We start from the raw sequence: 20506 nt of genomic DNA on the forward strand, positions 1-20506 counted from the left end.
GACAAGCGCCTCACCGAGAACGGACATAGCAGGCAAAGCAGACTAAACGCAAAATGCAGCTTTGACCCGCCTTGAGCAGGATTGACCCGTCAAGGTGCGCCCCGCCGTCACGGGGACGCGCGGACCGGTGCCATGGGGCGCCTCACGCGGACCAGATGGCCTCAACGCGGGAGCGCACCTTGCGCCGCACCTCCGCGAACCCGGGCTGCGCGCGCAGGGGCGCCAGCGCCGGGCAGCGGTCCATCCACTCCAGGTCGATGAGGGCCAGGTCCGCCGCCTGCTGGAGATAACGCATCGCCTCGGCGGGCGCGCCCCGGATGCACATCAGCTCCGCCGCGAGCTGACACACCATCGACGCGAAACGCGAGTTGACCTGCCAGGTGAGCATGCCGTCCAGGCTTGTCCCCGTCTCCGCCACCGTCATCTCGCCCAGCGCCGCGGAGCAATAGGTGGCCACGTGAGAGGCCATGTGGCTCGGGTCTTCGAACAGCGCGGCCCGGCACTGGCGGAGGTCGTCCAGGTCGCCCTTCCAGGCCGCGACACGCATGCGGAGGACGAGGACCACCATGCCGAACAGGGGCTGACTGTTCAGGCGCGCCATGCACCACTGATAGGTCGCCTCGTCGCCGCGCAGGGCACTGCACCGCGCCACTTCGACCAGGCAGATGGCCATGCCCGGCTCCAGCGAATAGGCCAGCTTCAAGCGCGGCAGGCCTTCATCCGCGCGGCCCGCCTCACACTGGAGGTTGCCGAGGAGCTGGAGCGCGGGCGCGAACGTGGGGGCCGCATCGAGCGCTGTGCGCAAGGCCACCACCGCGTCCCGCCACCGGCCTTCCCGGGTGGCCAGGATGGCCTGTGCCAGCTTCGTCTCCACGAGCTCCGGCGCCAACTGCCGGGCACGCTCCAGGCTCGTCCGCGCCAGGGCGTCCCAGTCGACCTCGTCCGCCATGGTGCGGAGGAAGCCCGCCCGGAGCGTCGCCACCGCATGCTGCGCCGCCGCGTGCGGGAAGCCAGGCACCGTGTCGCGAAGCTGCTCGAGCGGCGTGATGACCTCGTCCTTCAGCTCCCGCGTCATCGAGTGCGCGAGCATCCGGGAGACCACCTGCCGGTAGAGAGACAGGGCCTCCGCGGGCACCGTGGCGCGGTAGGCCAGGATGGCCAGCTCGCCGCGCAGGGCCTCCGCCAGCCGCTGTCCCAGCCGGTCCTGGAGCTGGAACGGGTCGTCATCCGCGTCGTCGAAGCGGCCGCTCCACAACTGCGTGCCCGACGCGCCCTCCACCACCCGGAGCGTCACGCGCACCGTCTTGCCGGCGGCCTGGAGCGTCCCATCCACCAGCAGCTCCACGCCCAGCTCGCGCGCCGCGGCGCGAGGGTCCCGCTCCTGCCGGAACCGCTCCGTGGCCCCGCTGCTCTGCACCCGGAGGCCGCGCGTCCTCGACAGCACGTCGATGAGCGCCTCCGTCACGCCGTCGCCCAGGAACGCCTGGTCCGAAGCGCCCAGGAAGCGCAGCGGAAGCACCGCCAACGACTGCTCGTCCGGGCGCAACGGCGTCCGGGATGCCAGCGCGCCCGAGGACACCGGGTCATGGCCGAAGCCGCCGGGCCGCGGCGTGGACGTGCCGTGAGCGCCGCCCCTGGAGGCCACGCTGTCGCCGCCCGCGGCGGGTCCTCTCGTCCCGAGGTGCGCGCCATGGGCATGTTCGGGCTCGATGGGCTCGCCGACGGAGCCAAGCCACTGCCTCAGCGACTCCGCCACACAGGCCGCGTCCTGTGGCCGGCCGGAGGGCTCACGCGACAAGCACGCGAGCACCAGCTCCGCCAGCGCATCCGGCACCGCCGCCAGCAGGCGCGGGTCGGGCGGCGGCTGCCTCAAGCGGGCCACGGCCACGGCCATGGGCGAATCACCGGCGAACGGGGGCGTGCCGGTGAGCAACTGATAGAGCACCAGGCCCGTGGCGTAGAGGTCGGCGCGCGCGTCCACCTCGCCGCTCTCCAGTTGCTCGGGTGCCATGTACATGGGCGTGCCCACCAGGCCCTGCGTGCGCGAGGCCCCCTCGCCCGCCATGGCCCGGGCGATGCCGAAGTCGGTGAGCACCACGCGGCCACGGGCCTCCACCAGCACGTTGGCCGGCTTCAGGTCCCGGTGCACGACGCCCGCGGCATGCGCCGCCGCCAGGCCTTCACAGAGCGCCAGGACCAGCCGCGCCGCCCGCGCGGGAGGCACCGCGTGCTCGCGCTCCATCAACGATTGCAGGCTCTCCCCCTCCACGTACTCCATGGTCAGGTAGAGACGGCCCGAGTGCTCGCCCAGGTCGAAGGTCCGCGCCACGTGCCGGTGGGTGATGCGCCGGGCCAGACGGACCTCGCGGCGGAAGCGCTCCAGCCACTCCGGCGCGGGCGAAGCGCCCAGCTCCAGCAGCTTCAACGCCACCACGTCGCCCACCAGCGTGTCTCGCGCCCGGTACACCGCGCCCATTCCACCGCGTCCGGCCAGCTCCTCCAGGAGGTAGCGCCCGGCGAACAGCGCGCGCTCCGGCACGTCGGTGATGGCGGGACGCGGAAGCGGCGACAGCACCGTCGCGTCGGTCCCCTCGGGTGGCGAACTCCGGTTGTTCTCCTCGGACACGACGCGGAATCTACCCTGCCGGGAGTCGAGGTGCCCGGCATTCGGGATGAAACCAGCAATCCCTGTATATCAGGCCCGCTCTCAACGGGGCACCGGAGGCGTCCGCGGCGGCTTCGGCTGGAAGAGCGCGCACGCACGGACCGGCTGCGGCGGGTACTTCCCGGGCAGCAGCGGGCAGAGGATGAAGGTCGTCGTCCGCGACTGGACGTAGCGAGGCGGCGCGGCGCAGCGGTGGCAGAGGCTGTCGGGGAACGGCGGCGCTTCCGGCGGAGGCATCAATCGCGCAGCTCGAGCCACACCGGTGCGTGGTCCGAGGGCTGCTTGCCCTTGCGCTCCTCGCGGTCCACGTCCACGACGGTCAGCCGCTCGGCCACGGGCGCCGTCACGTAGAGGTGGTCGATGCGCAGGCCCAGGTTCTTCGGGAAGCCGAGCATGCGGTAGTCCCACCAGGTGAACTTCTGCACGCCGGGGTGCAGCTTGCGAAAAGCATCCGAGAGCCCGAAGGCGCCCAGGTGCTGGAGGGCGTCCCGCTCCTTCAGCGTGAAGAGCGTCTGGCCCTCCCAGAGCTTGGGGTCGTAGGTGTCGATGTCCTCGGGCGCCACGTTCCAGTCCCCGCCCAGCACCAGGGGCTCGTCGGGCTTGTGCCGGGTGTCCAGGTAGCGCCGCAGCCGGCCGTACCACTCCAGCTTGTACTGGTACTGCGGCGAGTCCACCGACTGGCCATTGGGCACGTACGCGCTCACCACGCGGATGCCGCCCACGGTCGCCGCGATGAGGCGCGCATGCGAGTCATCCACGCCGTCGGACAGGCCCTTCACGACGTCCTTCGGCTCCTCCTTCGCGAGGATGGCGACGCCGTTGTACGTCTTCTGCCCGTGGACGGCGGCGTGGTAGCCCACCTCGCGCACCGCCTCCATGGGGAAGTCCTCGTCCACGCACTTGAGCTCCTGCAGGCAGAGGACGTCCGGCTGGGCCTTCTTCAACCAGGCGAGCAGCCGTTCCTGACGGGCCCGCACCGAGTTCACGTTCCAGGTGGCGATCTTCATCGCGCGGACCGTCGCATGCCGCCCGCGCCCCCCGCCATGCTTTTCCCGGGCCCTGTGGCCACAGGGCCACACAGCCCCTTCTGTCCCTCTGGGAACATGCCTGGCACGCCAGTCGCAATAACGCCGGGTGGGAGGCCGGCACGCGGCGCCCCGGAGCCCCCGTCCCGGGCGCTCCGCCAGCAGTCGAGGTCGCCGCCATGCGCCGCAACCAAACGAAGCCCACGTCCCCCACCGGCCGCCGCCCGCCGACCTTCGTGCGGCGCGCGCTGGTGCTGGTGGGGCGCGTGGCGCTCGGACTGACCCTGGCGTGGGCGGAGGTGCCGCTGCCCCCAGCGCTGCGCGCATGGCTCGCCACCGAGGAGCCGTCCACGTCCAACGCGGACGCCGCCGCGCTCCCACCTGCGTTCGAGCAGCGCGCGCCGGAAGAAACCGCTTCGGATGATTCCGACATCGCGCCAGACGCCGAGCTCGCGTTGCCACACGGACATGGGCGGCGCGTGGACCACCTGAGCCGGGCCCACCTGCTGCGCGACTGGGACGACCTCGCGGGCGCGCTCACCGAGTGCCGCCGTGCGATTCATGACGCCCCTGACGACGTGGCCGCCCTGGCGCTGGCGGCGGAGCTCGCCGGGCTCACGGGCCGAATGGACCTGGCCGTGCGTGCCCATGCCCAGCTCGGCCGCCTGCTGCCCCTGGATGCCCGTCCCCTGGTGCGTCAGGCGCGGCTGCTGGTGTCCCTGAGCCGGCATGCCGAAGCGGTGTCCGTGGGCGAGGAGGCCGTGCTGCGCAATCCCGAGTACGTGGAGGCCTATCAGGTGCTCGGGCGCGCCCACCTGGCGCAGGACGCGCTGGCGAAAGCGATGCTGCGCTTCGAGCAGGCCGTCCACCTCCACCCGGAGCATGGCTACGCCCTCAACAACCTGGGCCTCACCTATTTGCGCGCCGGGGAAGCCCAGAAGGCCGCGGACGTGCTCGTCCGGGCGGCGGAGCTGCTCCCGCACGTGGCCTATGTGCACAACAACCTGGGCGTGGCCCACCAGCGGCTCGGACAGGTGAAGGAGGCCCGGGCCGCCTACGCCGCCGCCATGCACCTGTCACCGCGCTACGTCCAGGCCCGCGTCAACGCGGACCGGATGCGCCGCACGGCCCACGCGGACCTGGCCGGCGCCCGGACGGAGCGTGGGCAGGCGCGCCCCACCCAGGGAGAGGCGCCTGCTTCCCGGTAGCGCCTTCCTGCCTGGAGGCCCTGCGCCGGGCGGGCCTCCAGAGCGGTTCCCGTTCAGTGTCCCCCGGTCTAACCTGCGGACTTTCCTTCCAACGCAATGAGCACGGCGCCCCAGATGCCCTCTTCGCCCGATTCCTCCACACCCACTCCCCCCGCGCCGCCGTCGCGACCCGGGTTCGGTGCCCGGCTGTGGCGCTGGACGAAGCGGCTGCTCATCACCGGCGTCGTGTGCCTGGTGCTCGGCGCCATCACCGTGGCGGGCGGCTACGCGTACTACAGCCAGGACCTGCCCTCCGTGGACGCGCTGCGCAACTACCAGCCGCCGCAGGTGACGAAGGTGACGTGCGGTGACGGCACGCTCTGCGCCGAGTTCGCGCGCGAGCGGCGCACGTTGGTTCGCGTGGAGGACCTGCCGCCCCACGTCCGCAACGCCTTCCTGGCCGCCGAGGACGCGGACTTCTACAAGCATGAGGGCCTGGACTTCTTCGGCATCACCCGCGCGGCCATCAAGAACCTCATCCCCAACAGCCGCAAGTCCGGCGCGTCCACCATCACCCAGCAGGTGGTGAAGAACCTGCTGCTGTCCCCCGAGCGCAAGTTCTCCCGCAAGGCGCGCGAGTGGATTCTCACGCCGCGCGTGGAGGAGGCGCTCACCAAGGACCAGATTCTCTCGCTCTACCTCAACCAGTCCTATTACGGGCAGCGCCGCTACGGCATGGAGGAGGCGGCCCTCTTCTATTTCGGCAAGCACGCCAAGGACTTGAACGTGGGCGAGGCCGCCGTGCTCGCGGGCACGGTGCAGCTCCCGCACCGCATCAACCCGGTGACGAACATCACGCGGGCGAAGTCGCGTCAGCGCTACGTGCTGGACCAGATGGCGCGCAACGGCTTCGTGTCCGCGGACGTGGCGGAGGCGGAGAAGGAGAAGCCCATCGTCCTGGCGCCCCGGCGGGGCAAGGTGGTGGGGGCGTATTACACGGAGGAGATTCGCCGAACGCTCATCGCGCGCTACGGCGAGCAGGTGGTGATGGAGGGTGGGCTGCGCGTGGACATCGCCATGGTGCCCAAGCTCCAGCTCGCGGCGGAGCAGTCGGTGCGCGACGGCCTGGAGGCGGTGGACCGGCGCCAGGGCTACCGCGGCCCCCGTGGCTCGCTGGAGAAGGGCCAGTGGGAGCGCTACCGGGCCCTCATCGCCACGCGCATCGAGGAGGCGGGCCGCCGGCAGAAGGACCAGGGCTACGTCGCGGACCTGTCCTCGCTGGCGGAGGTGGAGAAGGAAGAACCGAAGGCGCCCGAGCTCGCGGGAGCGCCCCTGGACCCGCTCGAAGAGGAAGGCACCGAGGAGCAGCGGCCGGACCTGTCGCCCGAGGACGAGGCGCCACTCTCCGCGGACCAGCTCCTGGCGCAGTCGGTGCGCCTCAAGCCCATGGAGGAGGGCCTGCGCCTCACGGGCTACGTCATGCAGGTGGACGACAAGCGCAAGGTGGCGCGCGTGGACCTGGTGGGCCGCACCGCCGAGGTCGCCTTCGCGTCCGTCACCTGGGCGCGGCGGAAGGGCAAGGGCGCGCCGAAGAAGATTTCCGACGTCTTCACGGAGGGAGAGCTCGTCTTCGTGCGCGTGCTCAAGGCGCCGCCCGCGCCGGCCTTCGTGGAAGCGACGCTGGACCAGGTGCCCGAGGTGCAGGGCGGGCTGGTCGTCATTCACCCGGAGAACCGGCATGTGGTGGCGCTGGTGGGCGGCTATGACGCGGAGCGCTCGTCCTTCAACCGCGCCACGCAGGCGAAGCGGCAGCCGGGCTCGTCGTTCAAGCCGTTCCTCTACGCCGCCGCCATGGGCAGTGGCCGCTACACGCCGCTGTCCAAGGTCAATGACGCCCCCGAGGCCGTCCGCGACCCGTACACGGGCAAGACGTGGAAGCCGCAGAACTACGACCGTCAGTTCCAGGGGCCGATGACGCTGCGCGAGGCGCTCACCAAGTCGAAGAACACGGTGTCCGTGCGCCTCATCGAGGCGCTCACCCCGGCCACCACCATCGACTTCGCGCGCCGGGCGGGCATCCACTCCCCGCTGCCGGAGAACCTCACGCTGGCCCTGGGCACGGGTGAAGTCACGATGCTGGAGGCCGCCAACGCCTACGCCACGCTCCAGGCCAGTGGCCGCTACGCGGAGCCCTTGATGCTGCTGCGCGTGCGCGACGCGCGCGGCAAGGTGCTGGAGGAGCACCAGCCGGCCTTCGAGGAGACGCTGCCGCCCGCGGTGGCCTACCTCACCACGTCGCTGATGCGCAGCGTGGTGGAGGACGGCTCGGGCCGGGCCGTGCTCGCGCTGGAGCGCCCCGCCGCGGGCAAGACGGGCACCACGCAGCAGTCCCGTGACACGTGGTTCTCCGGCTACACGGCGGACTGGGTGGCCAGCGCGTGGGTGGGCTTCGACAACAACGCGCCGCTGGGCGGCAGTGAGACGGGTGGCCGCGCCGCGCTGCCCATCTGGCTCCAGTTCATGCGCGTGGCCCACGAAGGGCTGCCCACGCGGGAGTTCGAGGTGCCCCCTGGCGTCGTGCAGGTGCGCATCGACCCCATCAGCGGGCTGCTGGCGGGCACCTCCGTCCCAGGCCGGCTGGAGCCCTTCCTCGAAGGCACGCAGCCCACCGCGGAGGCGCCACCGCCGGGGCAGGTGACCACCGACCAGTTCTTCCTCGACGAAGGCAACAGGCGGGGATTGTGAGCCCTGCCCGAGCCCTGCTGCTCGCCCCCGTGCTGGCCGCGCTCGCGGCGCGGACGGCGCCTGCGTTCGACGCCCCCGCCGCCATTCCCCGGCTCGCCCGGCAGGTGACGGGGGCCGTGCGCGCGCAGCGCGGCGTGGAGGCGCCGGTGGCCGTGAATGTCACGGGAGGCTCGGCCGAGCTTCGCCGCGCGGTGAGCACGGTGCTCGCCTCGCAGCTCTCCGCCGCGGGCCTGTCGCCCATGGTGCTGGATGCGCCCACGGCCGAGGCCGCCGAGACGCTGGCGCGCGCGCAAGGTGCCCGGACGCTGGTGCGGCTCTCGCTGGACGTGGAGGGTGGCGAGCTGCGCGCCCGGGGAGATTTGATTGGCACCTGGGTGAACTTCTGGTCCGGCCGCACGCCCACACGTTCGCCCAAGCCCGCCGCCACGTTGGTGGAGACGGTGCCCGCGGACCCGACCGTATTGGCGCTCGCGTTGGAGAGTGGAGGCACGTCGCCCACCTCGCCCCCGGAACCGGGCCCTCGCGGCATCCGGCTGCTGGGCGCGGCGCTGGCGCGACTGGAGCATCCCCTGGCGGCGCTCGCCGCGGGGGACCTGGACGGGGATGGCCGCGATGAAGTGGTGGCCCTCACGGCGCATGACGTCTCCGTCTTCGACGCGGAGGGGCGGCTCGTCGCGCGCAAGGCGCTGGACACCCTTCCCGCCGGAAGCGCCACCACCCGGGAGCCCTTTGGCGCGTTGGCGTTCCTGCCGGGGCCACCCCGGCTGGCCGCGTGGAGCACCCGCCATGCGCACGGCGAGCTGCTGGCGCTGGACAAGGCCCGCGCCACCCTGCGCGCCGTGGGGACGCTGGACACGGCGCCGCTGGGCGCGACCGAGCGCGGCACCTTCGTTCCGGGACAGACGGCCTTCGCGCCCAACGTGAAGCTGGCGGAGGGCCGCCCGCTGACGGTGCCCGCGCCCTTCACCACCGCGAGCCTGGATGGCCAGCGGATGCTGTTCGTCCACCCGGATGGCACCGCGGCCTTCTACGCGCACGCGGGCGCGGCACCGGCACGCTGGACGAACCTGGGCGCCGGCAGCGCACTGGGAGACCTGGATGGGGACGGTGTGCCAGAGCTCATCACCACCTCGACTCAGCTCGCGCCCGCCCCCGACGTGCTGCGCGTGCACCGCGCCTCCGGGGACGACCCCGGCACGCAGGAGCCGCTGTGGCAGGGCGCCCTGCCCACGGGCCGCGCGCTGTACGTGGTGACAGCGCGGCTGGACGACGACCAGCGCCGCGACGTCATCGTGGGCCTCTGGAAGCCGGACGGCACCAGCGAGCTGTTCCTCCTGCGCCAGGGGGCGCCATGAGACTCCGCTCCACCCTGGCCTGCCTCGCGTTGCTCGCGTCCGCGTCCGCGCTGGCGGCAGGCCGGCCTCGTTATGGGGGTGAGCTGCGCGTCGCCCATGACGGCCCGCCGGAAGTGGCAGAGCCCGCGCTGGCCGACACGCCCCTGGAAGCCACCCTGCTGGGGCTGCTGTCCCCACCGGTGTGCCGGGCCACGCGGGACGGCGGCTTCGAGCCCGCGCTCGCGCGGGAGCTGTCGCGCCCCACGCCCCAGTCCCTGCGCATCACCCTGCCTGGCCCCGCGTCCGCCACCGCGCTCGCGCGGGCCTGGATGCGGCTGGCGAGCAGCGACGGCGCATCCCCGTACCGGGCCCTCCTCCATCCGCTGCGCGGAGAGGCGCGGCAGGTGACGCCGCGGGGCGCCACGCTGGAGCTGACGCTGGCCTATCCCTGGCCGGACCTCGAGCGCGCGTTGTGCCACCCGGCGCTGGCGCCGCCCGCCCACGCCAACGCCCTGGGCCCCTTCACCGCCGCGGGGCGCGGAGCCCTGGAAGCGCAGACGGCCTGGCCCCAGGGGCGCCCGTACCTGGACCGGCTGCTGCTCACCGCCACGGACCAGCGCGGCCTCTCCCGGCTGTGGTCGTCCCGGCAGGTCCAGGTGGAGCTGGGCGTCGCGTCGGAGACGGACACCACGGCCGGCGCGCCGCTCTACGCCACCTTCCTGGCCTTCTCCCCCCGGCGGCTGCCCCCGGACTTCCGGCAGGCCGTGGAGAGCGCCATCGACCGCGAGGACCTGACCCGCCTCTTCGTCCAGGCGCCCGCGCAGCCCATGCCGCACCTGCTCCCGCCAGCGATGCTGGACGCGCCCGCGCGCCCCCGGCCCGCCGCGCCGTCGGCGAGGCCCGCGAGGACGGTGACGCTGCGCTACGACGCCTCGGTGGAGGACCAGCGCGCGGTGGCGGAGCGCATCCAGGTGAAGCTGCACGAGCGCGGCTACACCGTGGCGCTGGAGGCGCTCCCCCGCGCGGCCCTGCGCGCCCGCTGGGCCCAGGGCGACTTCGAGCTGATGCTGCACGCGCTGCTGCTGCCCCCCATCCCCGGTCCCGCGCTGGCGGTGGTGCTGGACGCGGGTGGGCGCAAGGACTTGCTGGGGGTGGAGCTGCCCGCCATCGGCGCGCTTGCGTCCTCCGTGGCCCGGGACGCGCGGGCGCGCGAGCGGGCCCTGGCCCTGGCCGCGTCCGTCCCCCTGGTCCCCCTGTACGTGCAGGGGCTGGGAATGCGCTTCGCTCGGGACGTGGGCGGGGTGATGATGGACGCACAAGGCCTGCCCTCGCTGGACGGACTGCACGTGCTTCCAGCGGAGGGGACGGCGATGGGAGGACGTCCTTGAGGAGAACGGCATGCGCTTGAGGACGCGGCTGGCGCTCGCCTTCGCCCTGCTGGCCCTGGTTCCGCTCGCGGTCGTCGTGCCGCTCACCCTCACCCGCTTGCGCGACACGTTGTCGCGCGAGCTGGACGCACGCATGGAGGCCGCCACCGCCTCCGCGCAGGAGTCCCTGGAGCGCTCCGGCGCCACCGCCCGCCGCGCGGTGGAGGAGCTGGTGGACAGCACCATCATGGAGGACCTGGCCCGCGAGGCCCGGGAGCGCCCCACCCGCGCCATCCAGGCCAGCACCGCCGAGGGCCTGATGAAGAGCCGCGGCCTGAGCGTGCTGGCCCTCTTCGACCGCGACGGCAGGGTGCTCTCCTCCGGCCACCTGCCCGCGCGCCGGGGAGACCCGGACCCGGCCCTCTTCGCCGTCACCCGGGAGAAGTCCCCCCGGCCCGTGCCGGTGCGCGTGGAGGTGCGCACGGCCTCCGGCTTGCGTCAGCTCCCGGCGCTCGTCACCGCGCGCCCGGTGGACTTCGGGGACCTGCGGCTGTGGGCCGTGGGCGGCGTGCTGCTCGATGAGGGCCTGGCGCAGCACCTGGCCCGCCTCACCCAGACGCAGGTGACGCTGCTGGCGGGTGACACGCCCCTGGCCAGCGCGGGCACCGCCGAAGCGCCGACGGTGATGAAGTCGCTGCCGCTGGGGGAAGCGGCCACGGTGCGGCTCGTCTTCAGCCGCGCGGCGGCGCGTGAAGCGGAGCAGGGCGTCATGCGCGCCTTCCTCCTGCTGGCGGCGCTGGGCGGCACCTTCGCGGTGCTGCTCGGCCTGCTGGTGTCGCGGTGGATGACGCGGCCCGTGGAGGCCCTCACCGAAGGCGCCCGCCGCGTGGCCGAAGGCGCGCTGGAGTCCCAGGTGACGGTGAAGGCCAGCGGCGAGGTGGGCGAGCTGGTGCGGACGTTCAACCGCATGACGTCCGAGCTGAAGGCCACCACCGAGCGGCTGATGGCCAGCGAGCGCATCGCCGCGTGGCAGGAAGTGGCGCGGCGGCTGGCGCATGAAATCAAGAACCCGCTGACGCCCATCCGCATGTCGCTGGAGACGCTCCAGGCCGCGCAGGAGGCGAAGCACCCGCGCTTCCCGGACATGTTCAAGGAGAGCGCGGGCGTGGTGCTGGAGGAAGTGGACCGGCTGCGCCGCATCGTCGACGAGTTCAGCCACTTCGCGCGGATGCCCAAGCCGCAGCTGGCGCCGGTGGACCTGGGCGAGCTGGCGCAGAGCGTGCTGGCGCTGTACGCCACGCCTCCGGCCGGCATCCAGATTCTGCCCACGCTCCAGACGGGCGTGGTGGCGCGGGCGGACCGCGACCAGCTCACCCAGGTGCTGGTGAACCTGGTGAAGAACGCCGAGGAGGCCATGACGTCCACGGGAGGCACCCTGCGCGTGCGCGTGCGCTCCACCGAAGCCGACGCCATCGTCGAGGTGGAGGACAGCGGCCCCGGCATCCCACTGGAGCACCGGGCCCGGGTGTTCGAGCCCTACTTCACCACCAAGGACGGCGGCACCGGCCTGGGGTTGGCCATCGCCTCGCGAATCCTCCAGGAGCACGGCGGCAAGCTGGAGGTGGGCGGAGAGCCTGGACAGGGCGCGCGCTTCAGCCTCGTGCTGCCGCGCGCCGCCTGACTCAGGCGCCGCGCGCCGCGAAGCGGACGTGGACCACCGTGGGCACCCGCTCCCTCGCCCAGGGCACCTCATTGAGGGGGTTGTAGATGAGCCGGAGGAGCCCTCGAGGGAAGGTGTAGGGCGTCAGCTCCACCTGGCGGATGCGCGGCGCCCACCGCCGCAGCGTCACCTCCACCTCATCGCGATTGATGCCCCAGGGCATGGGCGGCAACCGGTACGCAAGGGTGCGGTGGAGCCCCTTGAGCGTTCGCCGCGAGAACCAGCGGGGAACCGTGTCGAAGAGGAGCTCCGCGCCCGCGAAGCGCTCGGCGAGGTCCGCGATGAGCCGGCGGACGTCGTCTTCCTCGAGGTACATGAAGAGGCCCTGCGCGACGATGAACACGCCCTTGGTGGCGTCCACGCGGTCCATCCACGCGCGGTCCAGGGCGCTCACCGGGAGGTGCATCAGCCGCTCGTTCGGCGTGAGGAAGCGCTCCCGGATGGCCACGGCCTCCGGAAGGTCCACGCTCAGCCAGCGCAACTGCCCGTTGTCCAGCCGCTGCGCCTGCGTCTCCAGCCCCTCTCCCAGAGACACCACGAAGCCCTCGGGGTGCGTGGCCAGCCACGCGCGAATGCGCCGGTCCATCTCCACCGCGCGAATCGCGAGGGACGGCTCCGCGCGGCCAAAGGACTTCTCGAAGTCGTAGTCGATGGCGCCGTGGATGCGCAGCGCCTCCGCGTCCTTCAGGATGCCATCCGGCCGCTTCGCCTCCCCTGCCCGGCAGTGCAGCGTCCAGAGCATCGTCTCCGGAATCCCCGTGAGGTTCGGCACGTACCGCGTCTGCATCGTCCCCTCCTGGCAGGCGGCCCTCAAGGCCACGCGCGAGAAGGCCCGCGGCCTCTCCAGGAGACCACGGGCCTTCGGAACTTCCTTGGCGGCCAGGGCCGCGCGCGGGCTCAGTCCTTGACGGGCGTGGCCTTGAGGGCCGCCTTGCCTTCCTTCACGTAGACCTGGAAGCGCACCGTCTTGCACGCGTACTTCTGGACGAGCTGCTCCTTGTTCTTGCGGAGCTTCTGCACGAACTTGTCGTACGTCAGGCCGTCCGCCGCCTCGCCACACCGCTCACGGGTGGTGAGGAACTCGCGGAAGACATCCTGGAAGTGCTGCTCATCAGTGAGCGCCACCGCGGAGTTGCCCAGGCCCGGCAGCGGAATCGCGGCGGGCTGAGGGGCGGAGCGCGGCGGCGGCATGGGGATGGCGTCCGACGTCGAAGGCCGCGCGCTGGCCTGGAGCAGCTCGCGCGGAATCGCCGCCACGCGCGTCGTCTCCGGGCTGTCCGGCGCGGCCTGGGAGGCCGCCAGGGCGAAGGGGTCCGCCGCCTGCTGCAGCGAGTACGCCGCCGTGGGCTGGTCCTCGAAGGCGAACGCACCCCTGCGAGGGGACGCGGGCGACAGCGCCTCGGGGCCACCAAAGGCCTCGGGCGAGGGCTCGAACGGCATCGCCCCCGCGTGCGCGGGCGGCTGCTGCGGCGGCGCTGGGAATGGGAACGCCTCTGCCGAGCCGAAGGGGTCCGCCGCGGGCGCCGGCGGGGCAAAGGCGAACGGGGCCGCCGCGGGGGCAGGAGGCGGCGCCGGCGGGGCGAACGCGAACGGGTTTCCCACGGGCGCCTGCGCCGGGGGCGACATCGCGAACGGGTCTCCCGAAGGCGGCGGCGCCTGCAGCGCGAACGGGTCCGCCGCGGGCGCGGGGGCCGGAGGAGCAAAGGCGAACGGGTCCGCGGCGGGCGCCGCGGGAGGTGGCGCGAAGGCGAACGGGTCCGCGGCGGGCGCCGGAGCCGCGGGCGGCGGCGCGAAGGCGAACGGGTCCGCGGCGGGCGCCGGAGCGGCCGGCGGCGGCGCGAAGGCGAACGGGTCCGCGGCGGGCGCGGGGGCCGGAGGCTGCGTGACGGCGGCCGGAGCGGGCGCCGAGGCCATGGCGGCCGACAGGCTCAGCGTGTCGGAGCTGCCGCTGGACGCCTCCGCATCCCCTGCCTTGCGGCCGGAGCCCATCATCAGCGTCCATAGGAGGCTCAGGCCCACCAGGCCCGCCAGGGCGAACAGCGCGTTCTGCTGATACGCGGCCAGCGCGCCCAGCACCGGCTCCGTGCTGGCGATGGCGAGCACCTCCAGCGGCGTGCTGGCCAGCGCGCGGCGCGAGCCCACCATCAACGGCGCGTTCCCGCCCAGGGGGTCATCCTGGGTGAAGACAGGCAGCGCCACCGGGCCCAGCTCCAGGAGCTTGCCGGTGCTCAGCACCACACCCGAGGCCTCCGCGGCGACCTTCGTCAGCGAGCCCTCCGCCAGCAGCTTCTGCGGACCGGCGACGCCCGCCAGCGCGTCGCCCTTCAGCAGCGCCAGCGCGGCCACGCCCGACGCCTGGACGGCGGCCTCCAGCCCGCCCTCGTCCAGCAGCGGCGCGCCCAGCACCAGCGTCACCGCGGGCGCCCCGGCGTGCCACGACAGCGGCACCGCGGCGAACGCATGCGGCGCACCGAAGGCATCCACCACGCTGGCCCCGGACTTGACGAGGCTCACCACGTCCAGCTTCGCCGCGTCCGAGGACGGCTCGGCCCCGGCCACCGCGTGGAACTGCGTGTCCTGGGCGACCACGGCCACCACCGCGCCCTTGAGCTCCGGGGGCACCAAGGCGTCGACGGCGCCGCGCACCGCGGCGAAGCGCTCGGCGGTGAAGACGCGGGCGGCGGCGGCTTCCGCCTCGGCGCGCTCACGCTCGCGCTGGCTGCGCGGCGCGGGCTGTTCAGGAAGCGGCGGCGCGGCGGCGGACACCACTTCCGGCATGGCCGCGAGCTTCAGCGCCAGCGACTGCACCTCGGCACGACGAGAATCCACACGGCGCGCCACCTCGGCGGCGCCCGCGGAAGATTGGGCCGATGCACCGGCGACGGCGCGCTCGCGCAGCGGTCCCGACAGCATCGGCAGATGAGCAACGCCCAGTCCGATGACCAGGAATGCGAAGACGAGGAACTTGAGGCGGACCATCGCCGTCCTTTTAGCCCGAGGTTGAAGGGTTCCGCTTATAGCGTTCACCGTTCGGCCCCAGCAAGATTCGGGCACTGGACAAGACAAGCCCGGCCGCCAGGTGTACAACCTGGGAGGCCGGGCTCATGCCGCCGCCAACCGCGACTAGTAGGTGGGAACGTCGGCCGCCACGTCCTCGGGCAGGCCGTTGGTGTGGACATCGCGCCGCTTCCCCAGCATGCGCTTGAGGCTCTTCTCCAACCGGTCACGCGTTGCGTCGATGGCGGGGAACAACGACTCCGCCGTCTCCGTCACGTGCACCGAGGAGAGCCCGGGCATGCGCACGGTGACGCGGCATTCCTTGTCCACGCCACCCTTGGGCCCATTGGTGTCCACCAGCGAGATGTCGATTTCCGCCGCCTCGTCATCCGCGAACCGTTCGATATGGCGCACCAGGTGTTCGTCGACATACGACTTGAGAGCATCCGACAGGTCCAGGTGCACTCCACGCAGCAACACCTTCATGGCATTTCCTCCGAGCCCAAAGATGGGTAGCCTGACGCCCGGTGGTGAGCCACCCCCTGTCCAATCATGGCGCCCCCGTGACGCTCCCCTGCTCTCCGGGCGGCGGGGCAGCGGAGCGCCCGCACCCGGGGAGGACGAATCCCACCGCGGCGCGGGTTTCTCAAAGGCATGGGCGCCGAGCGAATCAAGGTCTTGCTGGTCGAGGACGACGGGGACAGCCGGGAGCTGCTGGCGGAGCTCCTGGAGTCGGAGTTCGACGTGAAGACGGCCACCGATGGCCTGGCCGGCCTCGAGATGTTCGAGGCCGAGCACCCCGACGTGGTGGTGACGGACGAATCCCTCCCGGGCATGTGCGGCACCGAGCTCGCGCAGAAGGTCAAGGAGCGCGAACCCCGGGCCCGCGTCATCCTCGTGTCCGGCTACACCCAGGTGCAGGGCTCCGAACACTGTGACGTGGTGCTGCGCAAGCCCATCGACGTGGAGCGCCTCAGCGCCGCGGTGTGCAGGCTGGGCGACGAAGCGCGGCACTGAACGAAGTGACGGGCCCCCGGTGCCGTCCACGCGCCCCAGACCTACTATTTCACTCCAGACACCCACGGGCTGGAGGGACGGCGATGAAATACTGTGCCAGGTGCGGCTCCGAATATCAGGACGGCGTCAACGCGTGCGCTGACTGTCCAGGCAACCCGCTCCTCGTGAGCGCGGAGGAGATGCGCAGCAGGGGGCTGCCGCTCCCACATGAGCTGGATACCCGCGTCTTCGTCCGGGCTGGCTCCGCGGAGGACCCCTTCACCGCCGAGGCCTACGCGCAGCTCCTCCAGGACGCGAACATCCCCGTCCTGGTGCGCGCTGGCCGCTCGGGCGTCGTGGACAAGCTGACCACCGGCAACGTGCTGCCCTGGTGGGAAATCCACGTCCCCGCCGAACTGCAGGTCCGGGCCGTGACGCTGATTGAGCAGGAGCGCCTGCGGGAGCTGGCCACCAACGACGAGGCCGCGGCCGCCGCGGAGGCCGAGGAGCGGGAGAGCGAGTCCCCCGTCGCGCCGCCACCGGCCTCTTGAACGGCGCTCAGGGCACCGGGCGCGACACCGAGCCGCCGCTCGCCACATCGGGGCGGCGCGGCTCGAAGAGGCTGACGCCCGTCACCCTCCACTTCGAATAGCGGCCGTTGCGGGCCAGGAACGTCTCCAGGTCCTCGTCCACCACGCGGTTGTAGCCCCCGCGTGAGGCGTGGCGAAGGTACGTGCGCTTCTTGCGCTGCACCACGAAGCCCAGGTGGGTGATGCGGGTGGCCTTCAGCGGCAGGTCCTCCCGCAGCACCACCAGGATGGTGCCCGAGGGGATGTCGCGCGCGTGCGCCATCACCCGCTCCAGGGGCAGCATGTTCAAGGGGTACGTGCCCACCACCTGCCGCGCCTTGGGCAGGCCCAGCGCCTGCGACGAGCGCGACTGCCAGGTGACCTTCGTCAGCGACTTCGTCACCGTGACGGCGTCATCCCCCGCGTAGCGCCGCGTCACGTCCGACAGGAAGCCCTTTCGGATGTTGTTGGGCAGCCACTGCGCCTCCATGAGGTGGTTGCGGTCCTCATAGGTGGGCGCGCTCGCGTAGCGGATGCGCTCGAGCAGCGGCGCCACCTCGTCCTCGCTGTTCGCGAGGCTCAGCGCCATCGACTGCTCCACGAAGGTGAGGCAGTCCACCGCGTCCAGCCGGAAGGTGGGGTCGGGGTCCACGCCCTGGCCTTCACCCAGCGGCGACAGGACATAGGGCGTGTTGATGAAGCGCTCGCTCATCCGCAGCAGCCGCCCGGCCAGCGGCGCGTCCGCGTCCTCCGCCACGAGCGCGGCGCGCGCCTGTGCGCCGAGCCCCACCCAGCCATTGGGCTTCACCGGCCGGGCCGTGGCGAGCTGCTTGGACGCCGCGGGCGACTCCAGGAGCGCCTCGGCGCCGGGCCGGGAGCCCACGTCCTCCGAGGGCGTGGAGACCGCGGGCGCCTGCGACAGCAGGGCCGCGGCCAGGACCGCGACGACCTTCATTGCGCGACACCCGCCTTGCGGAGGATGGCCTTGCGCCGGTCGTCACGCAGTTGGAGCGTCTCCAGCTCCCGCTCGTACGCGAGCTTCTCGTCGGACTTCGCGTTCCACGACGCCAGCACCAGCCACTCCAGCATCGCCGCGTCCCCGCCCTCGTGGAGGATGCGGGCGGCGCTGGCGGCCAGCACGCGGTCCTTGTCCTCCAGCAGCGGCTTGAGCGCGGGCGAGGCCTTCTTCGCGCTGACACCTTCGTAGAGCTCCAGGCCCTGCCGGCGCACGAAGCGGTCGTCCGAGCCCAGCAGCTTGCCCGCGAAGGCGAAGCCGTCCGGCGAGCCCAGCCGGCACAGGCCTCGCGCCGCCGCGAAGCGGGTGCTCTCCGAATCGCTGGCGAGGAACTCCTTGAGGGCCGGCGCCTGCCTGGCGTCCCCGGCCTCCCCCACGGCGGCGAGCAGGGCCGCGCGCACCTCCAGCTCCGGCTCCTTCCGGGCGGTCTTCACCAGCAAGGCGCCCATCTTCGGATTGCGCGAGGCGCCCAGGGCCCGCGCCGCCTCGCGGCGCACCCCGCTGCTCTTGTCCTCCAGCAGCGGCACCAGCACCTGGGTGAGCCGGCTGTTGAGCTTCGCCAGGCCCTGCGCGGCGTACATCCGCACCGCGCTGTCCTCGTCCGACGCCAGGCCCGCCAGGGTGGGCTCGGCGGCGCGCGTTCCCAGCCCCGCCAGCACCGCGACGAGGTTGCGGCGCAGCCGCTCCTCGTGGACGGTGCGCAGCGTGGAGGCGAGTTCCCGGGCCGCGTAGGCCTCCTCGCGCAGGAAACGCAGGCGGGAGATGGCCGCGGGGACGGCGCCACCCCGCACCACGGCCTGGATGACCGCGTCCGTGTCCGCGCGCCGGGAGTTCCGCTTGGCGGCGGACGCCGGTCCAGACAGGGCGGTCCAGGGGAGGAGCAGCGAGAGGAGGAGGACGAGGCGGACGGACGAAGGCACGGGCCCCCGACGATGGCAAGGGCGGAGCCAGCCGTCAAAGTCCCACCACATGCCCGGCCCCCCGGCCGGCACGTCTGCCCGATTCTTGACCCTCACGAGGGCGATTGATACGACCGTCAGGTTTCACCTCTCTCTCAAGGCGCCACCCTATGAAGAAGCTGATGGCGTTGGTGGCGGTGTCGGGGACGCTCACCGCGTGCGGCCCCGTGAAGTCCACCGCGAACATCCTCGACGCTGAAGTGCAGATTCAGGCCGCGCGCACCGCCGGGGCGGAGAAGCTCGCTCCCTACGAGTGGACCGCCGCCAACCTGTACATCGGCAAGGCCCGCGAGGAGGTGGGGTACTCCGACTATCAAGCGGGCGTTGACTTCGCCGTGAAGGCCTCCCGCTACGCCAACGAGGCCCGCGAGAAGGCCATGGCCGTGGCTGGCGGCAACGAGCCCGGCGGCCGCACTCCGAACCCGTGATGACCGAGCGCTCCCCGATGACGCGTCCCTTCCTGGTCACGCTGCTTCCCCTCCTCGTCTCCCTCTCCTGTGTCAGCGGCAGCAAGATTCGCGCGGACACGGAGGTGCTCGCGGCCAACGTGGAGCGCGCCCGCCGTAGCGGCGCCCTGCGCTGCGCGCCCGTGGAGCTGGCCACCGCGGAGGCCCACCTCGACTTCGCCCGTGGCGAGCTGAGCCAGGGCAACAGCGGCCGCGCCGACACCCACGCGCGCACCGCCGACACCGCGGTGAACCGCGCGCTGGAGCTCTCCCGGAACTGTGGCCCGCGCCAGGTGCTGGTCCGCGACCGGCCGGAGGCCCCGCAGCCGCAACAGCCCCAGCAGCCGCAGCAGCCGCAGGTGGTGGTCCGCATCGAGGAGACGGACAGCGACGGCGACGGCATCCTGGACAAGGACGACCCCTGCCCCGACCAGGCCGAGGACATGGACGGGTTCCAGGACGAGGACGGCTGCCCCGACCCGGACAACGACAACGACGGTGTGCTGGACGGCAACGACAAGTGCCCGCTCACGCCCGGCGTGCCAGAGAACCAGGGCTGCCCGGCCGAGGCGCCCAAGGACCGCGACGGCGACGGCATCCCCGACAACGAGGACAAGTGCGCCGACCAGGCCGAGGACAAGGACGGCTTCCAGGACGAGGACGGCTGCCCCGACCTGGACAACGACAACGACGGCATCGTCGACACGGCCGACAAGTGCCCCGACGAGGCCGGCCCCATGCAGAACCTGGGCTGCCCCATCGTCGACAAGGACGGTGACGGCATCCTCGACGTGGACGACAAGTGCCCGGACGAGCCGGAGGACAAGGACGGCTTCCAGGACGAGGACGGCTGCCCCGACCTGGACAACGACGGCGACGGCACGCCGGACGTCCAGGACAAGTGCCCGAACGAGGCCGGCCCGGCGGAGAATGGCGGCTGCGCGGACAAGGACACCGACGGTGACGGCATCGTGGACCGGCTGGATGCGTGCCCCGAGGAGCCCGGCGTCCAGGAGGAGCGCGGCTGCGCCAAGCAGTACAAGATGGTCGTCATCAAGCGCGACCGGATTGAAATCAAGAAGCAGATCCTCTTCAGCTCCGGCTCGCACAAAATCTACGGCAAGCAGAGCACCGCGGTGCTCGACGACGTGGCGCAGGCCCTGCGCGACGCGCCGTGGATCAAGCGCATTCGCGTTGAAGGCCACACCGACTCGATGGGCAATGATGCCTCCAACCTGCGGCTGTCCCAGCGCCGCGCGGACTCCGTCATGGCGCAGCTCATCCGCCGCGGCATCGACCCGGGCCGCATCAAGGCCGTGGGCTTTGGCGAAACGCAGCCCATTGCCCCCAACAGCACCAAGACGGGCCGCGCGATGAACCGCCGGACCGAGTTCAAGGTGGCGGAGTAACCGCCGCCCTGCCCCGGCCACGCCTGGCCGGGGCACGACGCACCCGACGCCTCCGGGGCCTCGCGCCCACGG

17 protein-coding genes are annotated in these 20506 nt (G+C 72.4%); 9 read left to right on the forward strand and 8 right to left on the reverse strand.

Annotated elements, in window-relative coordinates:
- Positions 1 to 142 precede the first annotated feature (142 nt).
- From KGD87_RS15560 to xth, 3 genes are all read right to left on the reverse strand, one after another.
- Positions 143 to 2626: a serine/threonine-protein kinase gene (locus tag KGD87_RS15560; RefSeq protein ID WP_284668198.1), complete on the reverse strand. Its 2484-nt coding sequence runs from the start codon at positions 2624 to 2626 to the stop codon at positions 143 to 145.
- 81 nt (positions 2627 to 2707) lie between these two features.
- Complete coding sequence (locus KGD87_RS15565; RefSeq protein ID WP_284668199.1) at positions 2708 to 2902, reverse strand: hypothetical protein; 195 nt, start codon at positions 2900 to 2902, stop codon at positions 2708 to 2710.
- Entirely contained in the window at positions 2902 to 3672 is a 771-nt protein-coding gene (gene xth / locus KGD87_RS15570) for an exodeoxyribonuclease III (RefSeq protein WP_284668200.1), read from the reverse strand. Before xth ends, KGD87_RS15565 begins: the two co-directional genes overlap by 1 nt.
- A gap of 197 nt (positions 3673 to 3869) precedes the next feature.
- Here xth and KGD87_RS15575 point away from each other — a divergent pair, with 197 nt between their 5' ends.
- The 5 genes from KGD87_RS15575 (at position 3870) to KGD87_RS15595 (ending at position 12004) form a co-directional block, all read left to right on the forward strand.
- A complete protein-coding gene (locus KGD87_RS15575; RefSeq protein WP_284668201.1) occupies positions 3870 to 4898 on the forward strand; it encodes a tetratricopeptide repeat protein in 1029 nt (342 codons plus the stop codon).
- Positions 4899 to 4994: 96 nt separating this feature from the next.
- Positions 4995 to 7622: a penicillin-binding protein 1A gene (locus KGD87_RS15580; protein WP_284668202.1), complete on the forward strand. Its 2628-nt coding sequence runs from the start codon at positions 4995 to 4997 to the stop codon at positions 7620 to 7622.
- Positions 7619 to 8977, forward strand: coding sequence for an FG-GAP repeat domain-containing protein (locus KGD87_RS15585; RefSeq protein WP_284668203.1), 1359 nt, complete (start codon positions 7619 to 7621; stop codon positions 8975 to 8977). The genes KGD87_RS15580 and KGD87_RS15585 overlap by 4 nt, the downstream gene beginning before the upstream one ends.
- Entirely contained in the window at positions 8974 to 10344 is a 1371-nt protein-coding gene (locus KGD87_RS15590) for a periplasmic substrate-binding domain-containing protein (RefSeq protein WP_284668204.1), read from the forward strand. The genes KGD87_RS15585 and KGD87_RS15590 overlap by 4 nt, the downstream gene beginning before the upstream one ends.
- A gap of 10 nt (positions 10345 to 10354) precedes the next feature.
- Positions 10355 to 12004 carry an ATP-binding protein gene (locus KGD87_RS15595; RefSeq protein WP_284668205.1) on the forward strand — a complete coding sequence of 550 codons (1650 nt, stop codon included), beginning with the start codon at positions 10355 to 10357 and terminating at the stop codon, positions 12002 to 12004.
- Between the two features lies 1 nt (position 12005).
- Here KGD87_RS15595 and KGD87_RS15600 read toward each other — a convergent pair whose 3' ends face one another.
- From KGD87_RS15600 to hpf, 3 genes are all read right to left on the reverse strand, one after another.
- Positions 12006 to 12830: a class I SAM-dependent methyltransferase gene (locus KGD87_RS15600; RefSeq protein WP_284668206.1), complete on the reverse strand. Its 825-nt coding sequence runs from the start codon at positions 12828 to 12830 to the stop codon at positions 12006 to 12008.
- Positions 12831 to 12940: 110 nt separating this feature from the next.
- The gene (locus KGD87_RS15605; RefSeq protein ID WP_284668207.1) at positions 12941 to 15022 is read right to left on the reverse strand and encodes an MXAN_5187 family protein; all 2082 of its coding nucleotides are present in this window, start codon (positions 15020 to 15022) and stop codon (positions 12941 to 12943) included.
- A 144-nt stretch (positions 15023 to 15166) separates the two neighbouring features.
- Positions 15167 to 15526, reverse strand: a complete 360-nt coding sequence (hpf, locus tag KGD87_RS15610; protein WP_163785154.1) for a ribosome hibernation-promoting factor, HPF/YfiA family — start codon at positions 15524 to 15526, stop codon at positions 15167 to 15169.
- Positions 15527 to 15694: 168 nt separating this feature from the next.
- Here hpf and KGD87_RS15615 point away from each other — a divergent pair, with 168 nt between their 5' ends.
- Both KGD87_RS15615 and KGD87_RS15620 read left to right on the forward strand, forming a co-directional pair.
- Positions 15695 to 16057, forward strand: a complete 363-nt coding sequence (locus KGD87_RS15615) for a response regulator (protein ID WP_026114334.1) — start codon at positions 15695 to 15697, stop codon at positions 16055 to 16057.
- Positions 16058 to 16140: 83 nt separating this feature from the next.
- A complete protein-coding gene (locus tag KGD87_RS15620; RefSeq protein ID WP_284668208.1) occupies positions 16141 to 16587 on the forward strand; it encodes a hypothetical protein in 447 nt (148 codons plus the stop codon).
- Between the two features lie 7 nt (positions 16588 to 16594).
- Here KGD87_RS15620 and KGD87_RS15625 read toward each other — a convergent pair whose 3' ends face one another.
- Both KGD87_RS15625 and KGD87_RS15630 read right to left on the reverse strand, forming a co-directional pair.
- A complete protein-coding gene (locus KGD87_RS15625; protein ID WP_284668209.1) occupies positions 16595 to 17560 on the reverse strand; it encodes an N-acetylmuramoyl-L-alanine amidase-like domain-containing protein in 966 nt (321 codons plus the stop codon).
- Positions 17557 to 18612: a HEAT repeat domain-containing protein gene (locus KGD87_RS15630; RefSeq protein WP_284668641.1), complete on the reverse strand. Its 1056-nt coding sequence runs from the start codon at positions 18610 to 18612 to the stop codon at positions 17557 to 17559. Before KGD87_RS15630 ends, KGD87_RS15625 begins: the two co-directional genes overlap by 4 nt.
- Positions 18613 to 18689: 77 nt before the next feature.
- On the opposite strand from KGD87_RS15630, the gene KGD87_RS15635 reads away from it, so the two are divergent.
- Positions 18690 to 19007, forward strand: a complete 318-nt coding sequence (locus tag KGD87_RS15635; RefSeq protein ID WP_163785162.1) for a DUF4398 domain-containing protein — start codon at positions 18690 to 18692, stop codon at positions 19005 to 19007.
- 17 nt (positions 19008 to 19024) lie between these two features.
- Positions 19025 to 20434 carry an OmpA family protein gene (locus KGD87_RS15640; protein ID WP_284668210.1) on the forward strand — a complete coding sequence of 470 codons (1410 nt, stop codon included), beginning with the start codon at positions 19025 to 19027 and terminating at the stop codon, positions 20432 to 20434.
- Positions 20435 to 20506 lie beyond the last annotated feature (72 nt).

Origin of the sequence: Myxococcus sp. SDU36 (assembly GCF_030168875.1) — a bacterium.
Classification (GTDB): domain Bacteria; phylum Myxococcota; class Myxococcia; order Myxococcales; family Myxococcaceae; genus Myxococcus; species Myxococcus vastator.